At 36.5% G+C, this 15,443-nt stretch carries 11 protein-coding genes; 5 read left to right on the forward strand and 6 right to left on the reverse strand.

The genetic code is table 11. The annotated features are described in order from the left end of the window. Nucleotides 1-54: 54 nt before the first annotated feature. From RCH13_RS04110 to RCH13_RS04120, 3 genes are read left to right on the forward strand one after another with little or no spacing between them, the layout of a single operon-like run. Complete coding sequence (locus RCH13_RS04110) at nucleotides 55-3,285, forward strand: hypothetical protein (protein WP_442784616.1); 3,231 nt, start codon at nucleotides 55-57, stop codon at nucleotides 3,283-3,285. Between the two features lie 60 nt (nucleotides 3,286-3,345). Next, entirely contained in the window at nucleotides 3,346-4,377 is a 1,032-nt protein-coding gene (locus tag RCH13_RS04115; RefSeq protein WP_326985941.1) for a T9SS type A sorting domain-containing protein, read from the forward strand. Nucleotides 4,378-4,388: 11 nt separating this feature from the next. After that, nucleotides 4,389-5,423, forward strand: a complete 1,035-nt coding sequence (locus RCH13_RS04120; protein ID WP_326985942.1) for a T9SS type A sorting domain-containing protein — start codon at nucleotides 4,389-4,391, stop codon at nucleotides 5,421-5,423. Nucleotides 5,424-5,503: 80 nt separating this feature from the next. Here RCH13_RS04120 and RCH13_RS04125 read toward each other — a convergent pair whose 3' ends face one another. Continuing rightward, entirely contained in the window at nucleotides 5,504-6,700 is a 1,197-nt protein-coding gene (locus RCH13_RS04125; protein WP_326985943.1) for an exo-beta-N-acetylmuramidase NamZ family protein, read from the reverse strand. Nucleotides 6,701-6,704: 4 nt separating this feature from the next. Here RCH13_RS04125 and RCH13_RS04130 point away from each other — a divergent pair, with 4 nt between their 5' ends. Both RCH13_RS04130 and RCH13_RS04135 read left to right on the forward strand, forming a co-directional pair. Further along, nucleotides 6,705-7,934, forward strand: a complete 1,230-nt coding sequence (locus RCH13_RS04130) for an ABC transporter permease (RefSeq protein ID WP_326985944.1) — start codon at nucleotides 6,705-6,707, stop codon at nucleotides 7,932-7,934. A gap of 116 nt (nucleotides 7,935-8,050) precedes the next feature. Then, the gene (locus tag RCH13_RS04135) at nucleotides 8,051-9,031 is read left to right on the forward strand and encodes a PLP-dependent cysteine synthase family protein (protein ID WP_326985945.1); all 981 of its coding nucleotides are present in this window, start codon (nucleotides 8,051-8,053) and stop codon (nucleotides 9,029-9,031) included. Between the two features lie 170 nt (nucleotides 9,032-9,201). Here the strand turns inward: RCH13_RS04135 and RCH13_RS04140 are convergent, their stop codons facing one another. The 5 genes from RCH13_RS04140 to RCH13_RS04160 form a co-directional block, all read right to left on the reverse strand. Beyond that, nucleotides 9,202-10,494, reverse strand: coding sequence for a glycosyl transferase family 1 (locus RCH13_RS04140; RefSeq protein ID WP_326985972.1), 1,293 nt, complete (start codon nucleotides 10,492-10,494; stop codon nucleotides 9,202-9,204). Between the two features lie 324 nt (nucleotides 10,495-10,818). Next, a complete protein-coding gene (locus RCH13_RS04145) occupies nucleotides 10,819-13,386 on the reverse strand; it encodes a YfhO family protein (protein WP_326985946.1) in 2,568 nt (855 codons plus the stop codon). A gap of 57 nt (nucleotides 13,387-13,443) precedes the next feature. Next, nucleotides 13,444-13,671, reverse strand: a complete 228-nt coding sequence (locus RCH13_RS04150) for a hypothetical protein (protein WP_326985947.1) — start codon at nucleotides 13,669-13,671, stop codon at nucleotides 13,444-13,446. A gap of 77 nt (nucleotides 13,672-13,748) precedes the next feature. Beyond that, on the reverse strand, nucleotides 13,749-14,816 hold the full coding sequence (locus RCH13_RS04155; protein WP_326985948.1) for a DUF6263 family protein: 1,068 nt from the start codon (nucleotides 14,814-14,816) through the stop codon (nucleotides 13,749-13,751). A 176-nt stretch (nucleotides 14,817-14,992) separates the two neighbouring features. Next, nucleotides 14,993-15,193 carry a hypothetical protein gene (locus RCH13_RS04160; RefSeq protein WP_326985949.1) on the reverse strand — a complete coding sequence of 67 codons (201 nt, stop codon included), beginning with the start codon at nucleotides 15,191-15,193 and terminating at the stop codon, nucleotides 14,993-14,995. Nucleotides 15,194-15,443: the final 250 nt, after the last annotated feature.

A 15,443-nucleotide genomic window follows, 5' to 3' on the forward strand; every position in this document is an offset into this window, starting at 1 on the left:
AATTTTAAATCATCTTTTTCGTTATTTTTACAAATCGTTTCCACCAAAATCTTGATTAGAAAAATACGCTTCCTTTTCCTTTTCATCACAGCATTAACTCATTTTGATGCTCAAATTTTCTCGTGGAAAAATCCAAATTTCCCTGCAGATTCTACTAAGAAAGATTCCATCCTTTCTGCTAAACTCAATAAGGACGTTTTCACCAAAGACACTTTGGATTTTATTAACACCCCCGATAAAGTTGTCATTGACGAAGGCATATTGGTTAAAAACACGCGCTCACAGATTTTGGGAGACCTTAATTCTAAAGGATCCATCATTCGCGGGATTACTTTCGGAAATAATCAGGGTCAAAGTGTTCAAAGTTCAATGGACCTGCAGATTTCTGGTAAATTATCTAAGGATGTTACAGTTTTAGCCTCAATTTCTGATCATAATTTACCGATTCAAGCAGACGGTTACACGCAGACTTTAGAGGAATTTGACAAAATTTACATGCAAGTCAACATTAAAGATCGCTCAATTTTGCGTGCTGGTCATTTAGATTTACTGGATGACACTACATACTTCGGGCGATACCAAAGGAGAAGCATGGGACTGCAGTTTCAGACAAATTTTGGGACCGAAAACAAAACTTTTGTAGACGTTTCTGCAGGAGTGGCGAGAAGTGAATTTCACCGCATCCGTTTTCAGGGTGTTGAAGGTAATCAAGGTCCTTATCGATTAACAGGTAAAAATGGCGAACAATTTATTACCATCCTTTCTGGGTCCGAACAAGTTTTTATCGATGGTATTTTGATGAAACGTGGAGAAAGCTTGGACTATGTTATCAACTACAACACAGGCGAAATCACGTTCACGAGTTTCCGGCCAATTTTTAAGCAAAATTTTATTACCATTTCCTACAATTACACGAATCGCAATTATACCCGATTCTTAGTCACAGGGGCCCTGCAGCATCAAAGAGAAAGGCTGAAAGTTGGATTAAATTGGTTTCTAGAAAATGACAATAAAAATGCTCCACTTGCTTTAAACTTAAGCAAAGAGGATGAACAAATTTTAGCAAATGCCGGAAATAACCCCGACTTAATGTTTGCTCCATCTGGAACGGTTTCAGAATATGATGTTAATAAAATTCTCTACCAACTTATACTAAATCCCAGTGAAAATTACTACGAGTTTTCTACGGATCAATCCCAAACGCTTTATCAGGTTGCATTTACCTATTTTGGTCCGAATTCCGGAAATTATGTACTGAAACAAACCACCAATAATGGCCGTGTTTTCGAATATGTAGGAACAAGTCAAGGTGAATATAGAGCAGTGCGAAAATTACCCGCACCGCAAAAATCTCAGGTTTTTTCTGCCAATGCAGAATACCTTTTGAAGGAGGGTAAAATTGGAGCCGATTTCTCCTTAAGTAATTTTGATGTTAATCTATTTTCTTCCCGAGACAGCAATGAAAATATTGGGTATGCAGGCCGGATTTTTGGGTATAAAACTTTTACGAAAAACAATTGGAAGGGCACACCTCGCTTTGAATTTCAGCATATAGATTCGCGTTTTCGTATTTTGGACAGAATCAATGATGTTGAATTTTCCCGCGATTTCAATTTGATTTCCGAGTTTAACCAGATTTCTCAGAATCGCCTTATTTTCAGCTTTCTTAACCAATGGGGAACTTCTGCTTTCCTGAATTACAGATTGAATTATCTGGATGAAAAAAATTCCTACGAAGGAATTAAAAATGACCTCGATTTCGGATGGAAAACAGGAAAAATTAACACCAAAGGAAACCTCTCTTATTTGGACACCAAAGCGACTTTTCAAAACACAAAATTTGTGCGGGGCGGTGTGATTTCCGAATATACCACAGAGAAAGGAAGTTGGGCAATAGGTGGAAATATAGAGCACAATGTGAAAAACTTTAACGAGACAGATCAGCTTGATGTTTCCAGTTTTAGTTGGAAAGAAGCCTTCTTGCAGAAAAAAATTGGGGATTCTGCGCGGACCAAACTATTAACACGCGTCTATTTTCGGGACAATGATTCTGTGCGCAACAATTCCTTGGAAAACATGAATCATATTCTGGGGATTATGGCAGAAAGTCAACTCATTAAAACCGAAAAGACCACGCTTAATGCTTTGCTCCACTATCGAAAATTCTATTATCAAAACCAAGATTTAACCAATAATTTCAGTCAGGATTTTGTGGTCGGAAACATTCTTTATAATCAGCAATTGTTTCGAAATGGAATGCGTTTGCAGGGTTTTTATGAATTAGGAAATGGGCAAGAAGCACAGCGCGAATTTCAATATATAAAAGTGACAGACGGTCAAGGAGTTTATAAATGGACTGATTATAACGGGGATGGAATACAGCAAATTGATGAATTTGAAATTGCAGAATATGTTGATTTAGCACAGTATATTAGGATTTACACCAACACCGTAAATTATATTCCATCTAACAAAAATAAATTACAGGTCGCCCTATTTGTGAATCCATCTGTGGTTTTTAACTCCGAAAATAAATTTTTGAAAAGGTGGAATTTCAACATTTCCCTTAACTCTCAGAATTCATTCATTAAAAGAGATCAGGTTTTGGTTTTAAATCCTTTCGAAAAAAATGAAGATCAAATTCTTAAAAATCAAAATATCTTAGCATCAGCTCAATTTAATCCAACAGAAAAATCTGGATGGAATGGAAATTACCGCTTTATCACGAATGAAAATTTAGTCAATGCGAACTTCAGCAATGAGGAACGTAGCCAAACTTCCAATTTTTTAAATGTGGGTTATTGGTTCTCGAAGGATTTCCGTTTAGACTGGGAAAATTCTTTGCACCATATTGAAAATGCCTCTCAGCTTTTCCAATCTCGCGATTATGTCTTGAATAATTTTGAAACCAAACCAAAGGTCACTTATAAATTTACAGAGGCGATTCAGGCAGAACTATCTTCAGCTTTGAGACAGAAAAAAAGAGCAGATGGCGAGGAATTTTTGAAGACCTTCGATTTAACGGGAAGTCTACAATGGGACCGCAAAAAAACCTCCATTCGTGGGAATTTTTCTTTCATCAATAATGATTTCACGGGTAATAATTTCTCCCTGGTGGGCAATCAAATGCTTGATGGTTTAAAGCCTGGAAAAAACCAGGTTTGGTCTGTATTCTTACAGCAATCCATCAATTCTTTTATTCAATTGAATGTGAATTATGAAGGCCGAAACTCTGGGGAACGTACCATTCACATTGGATCGATGCAAGTGAAAGCGAGTTTTTAAGGCGCAATTAAAAATGCGTTGCATATAATAAAATTTATTCTATTTTTACAGAAATTTTATATGCTTAAACAACTACTTACTTTACTTATTTTACCTTTTGCGGTGTACTCTAATGCACAAATCATCTTACGTCAGGATTTTTCTACTTTAAATGTAGGAAAACTAGATGGGCAGAACGGATGGACCAATAACAGTTCCGCGGGTGGAACAGGTGGTGCTATATCAGGCGCTGAATTTGTTTCCGTTTCTGCAGATGCTTTATCTTATCCAAATTATGGCAATGCGACAAAATCAATCACAATGAAAGGGGTTGATCAAGATGGACCGGGACATTTATTAGCCACCCCAATAACGGCGGGAACTTATTATTTTTCTTTTTTAGGAAACTTCAGCGCTTATCCTACAGGAACAAATTATTTCGATGTTTTACGAATGCTGAATGGAGGAGCCTTCACAACTTCTGCCAGAATATGGGTACAGCCAGGAAGCACTGCCGCCGGATTTAAAGTAGGAATTAAAATTGGAGATTCTACTAATCCAGCGGGAGTTACAAGTTCTGATTACGCATTTAACCAGACTCATTTATTTGTAGTGAAATATGTAATTGGACCAGGAAGTTCTGATGACATAATGAATCTTTTTATCGATCCCGTATTTGCCTCAGGTGAACCGGCAACTTCAACTTTAAGTGCACCACTTGGTACTTTTGAATATTCGAATAACATTGACCGCGTTGCTTTTCCATACAATACGCCAAAAGCAGGAAAAGCTACAGGAAAAATAGGATTGGTAAGTATCGCAAGAACTTGGGATGAATTAGATTTTCCAGAAACTTTGGATACGGGAGAATTTAATACTCATCAAAATGCAGCGTTCAACTATGCAAATGGAAATATCACGATTCAGCAAACAGGATATAGCAACGCAGATTTGAATATCACCGCCGTAGACGGAAAACTGGTTTACAGCACAAAATTAAACAGCAAGAAAATCCAGCAATTCTCTGTAGGAAAGCTTCAAAAAGGAATCTATTTTTACACCTTAGAAAACGGATCGAAAACCATTAACAAGAAATTTATTATCAACAATTAATATTTAAAACAATGACAAAAATTTACTCTTTAGCTTTAGTAGCAATCTTTGGATTATCTCAGGCTCAAACTTTATTTTCTGATAATTTAGGAAGTTATACTGCAGGAGCATTACTTTCTGGTCAGGGAACCTGGACCAATAATTCTGGCACTTTCGGTGGCGGAACTTGCGCTGGATCTGGTTGCACCAATACACAGGTTGCAAATGTAGCTTTGAGCTACACTAATTATATTGCAGGTGCTACCACAAATGTTGCAGCTATTAAACCAAATCAAGATGCAGTAGGAACTCCACTCACTACTTCTCTTGCAATGCCAGCAAACGGCACTACCATCTATTATTCCTTCTTGGTAAATGTTGCAGCAGCTCCTGCAGGAACTCCAGCGGATGTCTTTCGTGCGCTTGCGGGCGGAAATTTCAATACAGCAATTCGCATGCAGGTTAAAACTGCAGCAGGTGGATTTACAATTGGTGGATCTAAAAATGGGGGAACCAACGTCTACACCACTACGGTTTATCCTTTGAACACTACTCATTTGGTGGTTGTTAAATACACAATGAATAGTGGAACTACTTCAGATGATGTCATTAAATTTTATGTAAATCCAACTGCAGCTTCTGAGCCTGTAACAGCAGATGCTACCATGTCTGCAGGGGCTGATTATGCGGCATCTTTCACGATGGATCGCTTTTTATTAAGAACCAATACTGCAGCAGTTCCAACCATGTCTATGGGTGCATTTAAAGTTGCGCAACAATATTCTGATTTGTTTGTATCAGGTACCTTGGCAACAGACAATTCAAGTGTTGGAGCGAAGGCAATTTCGATCAAAGAAAATCCGGTAAATGACGAATTAAAAATTAATGTAGATAATAATTTTGATTCAAAAAATGCTACAATTAGTATCTTAGATGCTTCTGGAAGAATTTTAAAATCTGAAAAATTCTCAGAAAATTTGAATGTAAAATCTTTAAAATCTGGCGTATACTACGTACAGATCAATAACGGAGCGAGCAAAACCGCACTTCGATTTATTAAGAAATAGCACTTAAAAATTATGATAAAAAAATCGGGCAGAAATTAATTCTGTCCGATTTTTTGTTTTAAAAGAGTATTGATGCTGTATTAATCCACGTATAAAATATATTTCGTTCTGATTTTCTGGAAAGCCTCCAGATCTTTTTTCCAGGAACTTTTGATTTCAGCTGCAGATTTTCCAGCCACTATTTGTTTTCTCAATTCATCGCTCCCCGCTAATTTATCAAAAAACAAATTCTTCAGGAAAAAATCCTGCGCGGGATTTTTATAATTTTGGTAAGCTTTTAAAAGCCAGTCGATATTTAATTCCCTTAGATCTGGCTTCTCTTTAGAAAGATTTTCTCCGAAGCATAATTTACCGTTCAGGAACGGATCTTTTGCGCCGTAATTAGGTTTAGGCGTAAATTGATAAGGAAGACTTTTACTCCACGGACTGCCATAAATTTGAAAGGGCAAATCAGTTCCTCGCCCCACCGAAACTTGAGTTCCTTCAAAAAAGCAAAGGCTTGGATAAAGATTGATGGCCGTATCATTCGGCAAATTTGGCGAAGGTGAAGCGGAAACGCCGTACCGTTGTTTTTTATGGTAGTTCTGCATTGGAATAACAGTATATTTTGCTTGAATACCTTTAGACAGCCATTTCTCGCCGTTCACCATGGTTCCGTACTCTCCGATTGTTAATCCGTAAACAACAGGAATCGGATGCATCCCCACAAAACTTTTCCACTGCTCATTCAATAGAGGGCCATCAACATAACCATCATGAGGATTCGGACGATCGAGGACGATTACTTCCACCTTATTTTCTGCACCAGCTTCCATTACGTACGTTAAAGTAGAAATGTAGGTGTAGAATCTCACACCCACATCTTGAATATCAAAAAGAACAATATCAATTCCTTTCAATTGCTCTGGTTTCGGTTTTTTGTTGGAACCATAAAGTGAAAAAATCGGAATTCCCGTTTTGGTGTCTACTCCATTCTTTACATGCTCTCCCGCGTCTGCATCACCACGAAAACCGTGTTCTGGCGCAAAAATAGTTTTGATTTTCACTTTATTTTTCACCAAGTAATCTACCAGAAAGCTGCCATCTTTAAGCAATCCGGTTTGATTGGTTACAATGGCAATCGATTTATTTTGCAGCAGGGGCAGATAAAGCTCTGGTCGGTCTGCACCGCTTTTAAAACAGTTTTTTCCAATGTCTTGGGCGAAACTTGCTTGGTTAAAACTAAAAAAGATTAGCACAGTCAGAACTAAATCTTTAATTTTGAGGCCTAAATTCATCTGCTTGAAGTTTCCGTTATATTTTTCCAAAAAAATAGCTTTTTCCAAAGATAACAAAAATAATCTCTCACGAATTATCGTGTTCATTGGGAGATTGTCTGTGGCATTGGGCGTCATCGTCTCCTTAATCACGGTTTCTACGGGATTAGGTTCCAAAAAAGCCATTAAAGAGAGAATGGCAGATTTCTCTGGCCATATTTCCATTAAATCTAAACAGTCGAATAATTCTTACAATTCATCTGTGCTGAGTTCTGAAGGTTTTCAACTTGAAAAAATCAAAGCTTTGCCCGATGTGGCGACTACTCAAAAATACGTGGCGTCTAGCGGCATTTTAAGAAATGAACATAATTTTGCGGGCATCATCTTTAAAGGGGTGGGGAAAGATTTTGATCGGGAACGTTTTCAGAAATTCATGATTTCTGGGGCTTTGCCAAAATTTTCTGAAGATGGATTTGATAGTGGAATATTAATCTCGCAAAAGATTGCGGGTGATCTTCAACTCAAAGTAAAAGACAGCATCGTCGCCATTTTTTCAAAACAAAGTCAAAGTCCCATCTACCGAAAATTTGAAGTTACAGGAATTTACAAAACAGATATCAAGCTCATCGATGATTTATTTATTCTAGGCGGAATTAACCATGCAAGACGAATTCAGGACATGGAAAAGACGGAGATTGGCGGAATAGATGTCTTTTTGAAAAATATAAATAACATTGATGATGATGCTCCGATTATTGACAAATTAGTGGGTTATAAAAATTATACCATAAAAGCAACGGATGAATACCCCCAAATTATGGATTTCATTGCGATTTTTGATACCAATATTGCGCTGATTATAACCATCATGCTGTTTGTAGTGATTATAAATATTGTCATGGTCTTGCTCATTTTAATAATCGAGCGAACCAATTCTATTGGAATGCTGAAAACTTTGGGCGCCACCAATGGACAGATTCAGACCATATTTATTAATTATACGTTACTCATTATGGTTCCTGGTTTATTGATTGGGAATTTCATTGGACTCGCATTTTTACTGCTCCAAAAGTATTTTGGGATTATAAAACTCAATCCAGAGAATTACTATTTAAGTGTGGTTCCGGTGGATTTAAATATCTTTTACATCCTCGGAATATCTTTTGGAATTCTGTTGGTTTCCGCTGTTGCATTAGTTTTACCAAGTTATTTGATAAGTAAAATTTCGCCGGTAAAAGCTTTAAAGTATAATTAAATCAAAAAATTATACCTTTGCACATTCGTAATTATAAGGTAAGATATTGCGAAAAATTCAAAAGCAAAGTTACTAACAACATTTACTTTTGATTCCAACAAAAAAAGAAAAAATATATGAAATACGCAGAAAATATTCTGGAAACCATAGGAAATACGCCACTTGTAAAAATCAATAAAGTTTTAGGAGAAGATTTCCCCGCTTTAGTTTTAGCGAAGGTAGAAACCTTTAATCCCGGAAATTCCACCAAAGACAGAATGGCTTTGAAAATGGTAGAAGACGCAGAGAAAGACGGTCGTTTAAAACCAGGCGGAACAATCATTGAAGGAACTTCTGGAAACACGGGAATGGGTTTAGCTTTGGCAGCCATTATCAAAGGTTACAAATGTATTTTCGTCACCAACGCAAAACAATCCAAAGAAAAATGCGATATTTTACGCGCCGTGGGTGCTGAAGTAATCGTATGTCCTACCGACGTGAAACCGACGGATCCTAGATCTTATTATTCTGTTTCGAAAAGATTGGCGGCAGAAACTGAAGACGGTTGGTACGTGAATCAATATGATAATTTATCCAATAGAACTGCACATTACGAGCAAACTGCGCCAGAAATTTGGGAGCAAACAGAAGGTAAATTAACGCATTTTGTGGCGGGCGCTGGAACTGGTGGAACGATTTGCGGTGTTGGCAAATTTTTGAAAGAGAGAAATCCAGCCATCAAGAATATTGCGATTGACACTTTTGGATCTATTTTAAAAGAGTACCACGAAACGGGAATTTTAAATCCAGAAAACGCTTATTCCTACATTACAGAAGGCATTGGGGAAGATATTATTCCAGAAAATTATGACATGTCTGTAATTGATCATTTCGAAAAAGTAACGGATAAAGACGGGGCCATTTACGCGAGAAAACTGGCGAAAGAGGAAGGGATTTTTTGCGGTTATTCTGCTGGAAGTGCCATGGCGGCTTTGGTACAGATGAAAGACCAATTTACAAAAGATGATATTATTGTGGTTTTGCTGCATGATCACGGTTCCAGATACGTGGGAAAAATCTACAATGATGAGTGGATGGCGCAACAAGGTTGGTTGTAAAAATTTTTTGGGCGTGTCCCATTATAAAAAAAGAGCAAATTTTCATTTTGCTCTTTTTTTATAAAGGGTCGGTCTTCGGTTCCCAATCTTTTTTATGAATTCGGTTTAGTGTTCAGACGAGTCTGCGCTCATAAAAAAGGATTTCCACCTCCAACCTCACGCAAGATTTGTTATAATAATTCAGCTAGTTTTTTCGTAAGATTCTTTCGGGAGAATTGCTCAATATTTTGCGTCTGAATAATTTCCTCACCATTATTCCACTCCTCAAATTTCTGCAAGATGAATTGTTTTACAGAATCAGCATCATCATAAGAAAAATGTTTTCCCGCTTTCGTTTCTTCTAAAATTTTCTTCACATCACTTTTCTCTGGCCCGAAAGAAATGATTGTTTTTCCCGTGGCTAAATATTCAAATATTTTTCCCGGTATAATTCCTTTGGAAGAATCTTCAGGGAAATTGGTCATTAAAAGTAAATCAGAATAATTCATCTCTGCATTCGCGTCTGAATGCGATAAATAGCCAACATTTTTTATAGAATCCTTCAAGGCAGAGCTTTCTAGCTGATTCAAAATTTTATCGTCGATTCGTCCGACAAACTTCATTTCGAAATCATTTTTAAACGTTTCGTTTTCTACAATCAGGTCATTCAAAATATTCCACAAAACGGTTGGATTTCTCAACTGTTCCAAAACGCCAATGTAACTCAGCGTAAATTTTGAATTTCTCGTTTTTTCCTTGATCTCAAATTTAGATTCCACCCCATCAAAACCATTGGTAATGCAAAAAGCATTGGCTCCTTTTTTTCGAAAATTTTCCGCATCGCTATAACTTGTTGCCAAAGTTATATCCGCATTTTCAAAGACTTGCCTTTCTAGACTTCTGTGTTTTTCATCGGAAGATTTACTAAGTTTTAAATGTTTGTAGTAAGAAATCTCCGTCCACGGATCTCGAAAATCAGCGATCCATTTCATATTGGGAAATTCTTTCTTCAATTCTAGACCAATTAAATGCATGGAATGAGGTGGTCCAGTAGTGACAATTGCCTCGAACTCATTTTCTTTTAAATACTTTTTCAAATATTTCACAGAAGGTTTTACCCAAAAAACGCGTGCATCGGGAACGAAAAAATTTCCGCGGACCCAAATGGAAAGTTTGGATTTAAAAGATTGATTGGTCCCAACATCAAATTGTCCGGCTTTAAATTTCTTATTGTCTTTTCCGAAAAGTTCTGCAAGCTGATAAGGTTCCCAAATTTTGGTTTTAATAACTTCTAAATCCTTAGAAATATCTTTTTTTAAGGTTTCATCTATAATGGGATAACTAGGGTTTTCTGGAATAAAAACCGTGGGTTTCCATCCAAACTCTGGTAAATATTTTACAAATTTTAACCAACGCTGCACTCCTGGACCTCCCGCTGGAGGCCAATAATAGGTAATGATTAATATTTTTTTTGGATTGTTAATGATAATTTTTTTGTTGTCATTCTGAATGAGCAAAGCGAAATGAAGAATCTCAAATATCATCATTTAAGAATTTCCAAGTCGGAGTAACTACATTAATTAAATCTTCTTTCTTCTTTTTTACCCATCCTAAATGTGCTTTCCTATTCTATGCTAATATAATCTCTCCGCAAGACTTGTAACTCCGGTATACAAAACCATCTTTAACGTATTTTTTAAAATACCAATAAAGTAGTAATGCGTTTCTGAAATTTTCATAAAAAATATTTAGATTCTTCACTTCGCTTTACTCCGTTCAGAATGACAATAATGGCCGAAAACATTTATTTATAGTTCTTCAGGTATCAAATCTCTTCTGTCTCTTTTTCGGTAAAGAAAATAAATTCCGCCAAGGCTTAACAACACAAACAACCCAACAGCAAGCATCGAGATAAGCTTCCCCGTTTCTATAACCTGCGGTGCGAAAATCATTTTTATGGTGTGATTTCCGACGGGAACGTGGACGGCTCTCAACAAATAATTGGCTTTGATGTAAGGAACTTCTTTTTCGTCAACAAACATTTTCCAGCCTTTCGGATAGTATATTTCTGAAAAAACTGCAAGTTGAGGCGTTTTAGATTGGGTCCTAAATTCCAACTCATCTGCTTGGTATTTTTCTAATTTTATAAAGGCTGCGGAATCTTGAGCCAAAGATTTTCCCGTTAAATAGGATTGATCTTCTTTCGCCACCACGGCGATTTTTTTGGTGTCAATTTCGCCAATTAATTGTATTTCTTCATTGGGTGAGTTGGCTATTTTCACTTCAGAAACAAACCAGGCATTTCCATTGCTTTGCGGATTAATCACCGCATCTGGTTTTTCTAAATCACCAAAAATCATGTATTTGGCATTCAGCATATTTAAGATTTGCGGAACTCTCACCGTATCCATTTTGCTGAAATACTCATTGATTAAATCATCATACCTTCTCAATTTTACCGCGTGATAGCCGCCAATGGAGGGGTTAAAATAGGAGGTATTGGTTTCGCCAAAGGTTCCCAAAATCTGATTATACACTCTATAATGGGTTTGATCTTTTTCTGCAATGGTTTCTAAAACTTTGTTCACATTCGCATTTTCCAATAATGCTTTCAAATTATTATTATCACCCACTTTCTGCTGGAGAAGGTCTGAGTTTTCAGTTTGAAAAGGATTTTCTGTAAAGTTTTTGTCAATGAAGTTGTCATTGTTCAAATATCTCTTATTCACACTCCACAAATCCACTAAGCTAACAAGTCCAATTACAATCAACACCACGTTCTGACTGATTTTCTTTTTCAAGCCGAACCATAAAGCTGCGGCCGTAATTCCGACATAGAAAATCGCTTTCAAAGCATCTATTTGAAACATTTTTGCACGGGCATCAATAAGGAAGTCTAATAAGTAAGGTGGTAAATATGTTTTCTCTGAACTGGTGTAAAATCCTAAAATTCCTTTTCCAAAAACCATCAAAATAATCGTAATTCCCAGAACCGAACCACTTACAGCAAGCAGTATTTTCTTTTTATACTCTTCTGTCAATATATTTTCTGAAGTCGTTTCAATGCTTTCATTCGAATTAAAAAATCGGTAAAGACCTACGATAGCAATCAACGGAAATAATAATTCTACCACCACCAAAATGGAGCTTGGTGCCCGGAATTTATTGTAGAAAGGAACAAACTCAATGAAAAAATCAGAAAGCGGCAAGAAATTACTTCCCCACGCTAAAAGAATGGTCAAAATGGACGCGCCTAAAATCCAGAAGCGGTACTTCTTCCACGCAAAGAAAAAACCTAACAAAGCCAAGAAACACACGACTGCTCCCTGATAAGCGGGACCGGAAGTTCCGGGTTGATCGCCCCAATACGTTAATGATCCAAATCCCCGCGAGATCTGATCCATTTCTGCTTGAGACGTGACGTTAGTTTGTACCATTTCTTGCATGCTGCTCATCAATTCTTCTGAGCCTTCCTCAGTGCTGGATCCGCCCATTAATCGCGGAATAAAAAGGTTTAAAGTTTCTAACTTGCCATAACTCCAGGCCAACATGCTTTCTTTATCCATGCCTGATTTTCCAGACGAATGAATATCATTATCCAAAATTTGTTTCCCACGAACCGTTTCTGTGACGTATTCAGAATTCGCCATTAATCGCTGAGAATTCATCCCGATTCCCAATATGAAAGCGAGCGCCAAAATTCCCGTAGAAATGCCGAAATGCTTCCAGGGTGTTTTATTCTGTACGGCGCGAATTAATTCTGATATGAATAGAAACGCCAATCCAAGAAACAAATAGTAGGTCATTTGAGGATGATTCGCAGCAATTTGTAATCCCATGAAAAGTGCCGTCACAATAAATCCAAGAATGTATTTTTTGCGAATATAGACCAATAAAATCCCAGCTAAAAGCGGAGCAAAATACGCTACCGTATGAATTTTCCCATTGTGTCCTGCCGCCAAAGCGATATAAAAATAGGTTGAGAGTCCAAAAAATGTAGCTCCTAAGAGCGCATATTTCCAATTTCGGACGGCAACCAGACCCAGAAAAAAGAAGCCAGCAAAAAGAAGAAAAATATAATTGGCTGGTTTGGGTAGAAATAAGAAAATATCATCTATTTTTTTGATGATATCGCCTCGAAACTGAGCTCCCATTTGATAAGTGGGCATTCCACCAAACATAGAATCACTCCAATATGTTTCTTTGCCATTTGCCGCTCTGTAATCTAATAATTCTTTTGCGCCACCTTTGTACTGCACGATGTCATGCTGAAAAAGCTGTTTCCCGGTAATTACAGGATTGGCATAAATTAAAGCCAAAACCAAAAACGCTAGGAGGCTGCCAAAGATGTAAATTAACTTTTTATTTTTTCCCATAGTAGAATATCTTTCTGTAAAAACCCTTTCTGCATAATCATACAGAAAGGGTTTTCTTTAGTTGTTTTTTGTGTCCTTATTTTCCTTTATTTCTTCGTAATCCACGGTTTCGGCATCCCAATTAATCTTAGCATCAAGATTTTTTTTAGATTTCTGGGTTTGGGTAGAATCGCCATTCGTGGATTTTGGATATTTATAAAAAGAAGCGAAAAAGAGTCTTTTCAGGATATTCCAAAGAAAAAATATAACAATAGTGGCAAGAATTAATTCAAAAATAAATTTCATTGTTTAAAAGAGGAGAAATTTAGCAGATCATTTTGATGATTGCGGATTTTCTAATTTTTAGGGGTTAAATCGCTTTACTATTTTCCTGCAGGGTTCACCATTACGGAAGAGTTAGATACACTTTTCATCGTTTGGGTTTCCTTACCATCAGAAAGGGTTTCTGCTTGTACAGTTTTCACAGAGATGTTTTGATTTTTAATCCAACCTGTATTTTGATCTAATGTAATGGTTCCGTTCTGGGTCAGTTGAGAATTTAAGGTTCTGGTAATTCCTTCTTGTGTTTTTTTATCTGTCTTCGCTGGAATTCCACCTGCAACCGCTACTACTACCACTCCATTTCCTACACTTTTTAAAGTATAGTTGGTTGTAATTTTCACTTTGCCATCTGGGGTCGCATTTTCAGTTTGTGTCCATTTATCTCCCACTTTTACCCCTTTGGCCGGAAGCAAAATTAGATTTTTAGAAAACTGTTCTCTTAAAACTTTTTCATTAAAACTGGATTTTACACTATTTAAAAATTGAGTTCTTGTGGCAGCATCTTTTACAGAACTTGTTAATGCAGCATTTACTTTAGTATAAATAGGTTCGAACCCTGAAATGGAAATCACTTTCCCATTTTCATCCATTTTTAAGTTCAGCTTGTTCCCAGCTAAAGCTTTGTTCATTTTCCACATCATTTTCAGTTGCTCATCTTTTGGTTCTGCAGCTTTGGAATCAATCGCAACTGATTTTCCATTAGCAGATTGCGAATTCTTTTTGCCCACTAGATTAATGCTGATATCATAAACTCCGTTTACAAAATCATTCACTGTAAAACTCATTTCATCCGTTGTTTCATTCGTACCACTCTGTGATTTACCGTCTGGAGAGGTTACAGTTTGTACATCTTTTTGGTACGTAATTAAAGGATAAGTTTTGCCTTTTTCTAATTTGAAAGTCTGTACATAAACGCCATTATTATTACTTATTGCGGGAGCAACTGCAACTTCATTTACTACATTTTCGGTAGAATCCGATTCTGTAACTGGAACTTCTACAGTAATCGTTTTGCCTGTTACTGGATCAACTTTAGTTATGGTTTGCGTTTCTTTTTTGCAAGATAAAAGTGCGGCTGAAATAAGCACAAGGCTTGTATATTTTCTCATTAATATATTTTGGTTCAATGTTCTAATTACTTAAAAATTCTTTCTAAAAAATTTTTGACAAATTTAAGGTAATTATTTAAAGTGCCTTTCAACATTGAAAATAATTTTGGCCGATAAATTTAAAATTAATGCAAACTCTTACCACAAACTGAATCCCACAAATAGCAAAAGAAAAACTATTTTTCATTTAAGGCTTTTAATTTTGCTAAACCTTTGCTGTAGGAACCATTCATCTGACCATCCATAAACAACTTCATCAACTTCATTGGATAATCTAATTCACAATCCATGCTCCAAGTTATTTTTGCAGCATTTCCTTCTGGTTTTAAAATGATATCTGCAGTAGCTTCACTTTGAAAAGGCTTTTCAAAAATCATCAAGGAAGAGACTTTTTCATTGGGAACAATTGCTGTAATTTTATGACAGCCTTTACGGCATCATCATTTCCGTCCCAGCAATATTAATCGCCAACTTGTCCAGAATTTCCTGAATAAGCAATTTTCATATTAAGATCTAATTCCACCCAGGGATTTGTCCCGTCCTAAAAAAGCGATACAGATTATTAAACAAAATTAAATAATTAAACACTAGCGATAACGTTATCGCTAGTGTTTTTTCTTTTGTAGG

This window comes from Chryseobacterium sp. MP_3.2 (assembly GCF_035984805.1).
Taxonomy (GTDB): domain Bacteria; phylum Bacteroidota; class Bacteroidia; order Flavobacteriales; family Weeksellaceae; genus Kaistella.

Bases quoted from the DNA above. Each gene is read 5' to 3' on its own strand.
- RCH13_RS04115 (WP_326985941.1), top strand. From the start codon at position 3,346: ATGCTTAAACAACTACTTACTTTACTTATTTTACCTTTTGCGGTGTAC.
- RCH13_RS04120 (WP_326985942.1), top strand. From the start codon at position 4,389: ATGACAAAAATTTACTCTTTAGCTTTAGTAGCAATCTTTGGATTATCT.
- RCH13_RS04125 (WP_326985943.1), bottom strand. From the start codon at position 6,700: ATGAATTTAGGCCTCAAAATTAAAGATTTAGTTCTGACTGTGCTAATC.
- RCH13_RS04135 (WP_326985945.1), top strand. From the start codon at position 8,051: ATGAAATACGCAGAAAATATTCTGGAAACCATAGGAAATACGCCACTT.
- RCH13_RS04145 (WP_326985946.1), bottom strand. From the start codon at position 13,386: ATGGGAAAAAATAAAAAGTTAATTTACATCTTTGGCAGCCTCCTAGCG.
- RCH13_RS04150 (WP_326985947.1), bottom strand. From the start codon at position 13,671: ATGAAATTTATTTTTGAATTAATTCTTGCCACTATTGTTATATTTTTT.
- RCH13_RS04155 (WP_326985948.1), bottom strand. From the start codon at position 14,816: ATGAGAAAATATACAAGCCTTGTGCTTATTTCAGCCGCACTTTTATCT.
- RCH13_RS04160 (WP_326985949.1), bottom strand. From the start codon at position 15,193: ATGATTTTTGAAAAGCCTTTTCAAAGTGAAGCTACTGCAGATATCATT.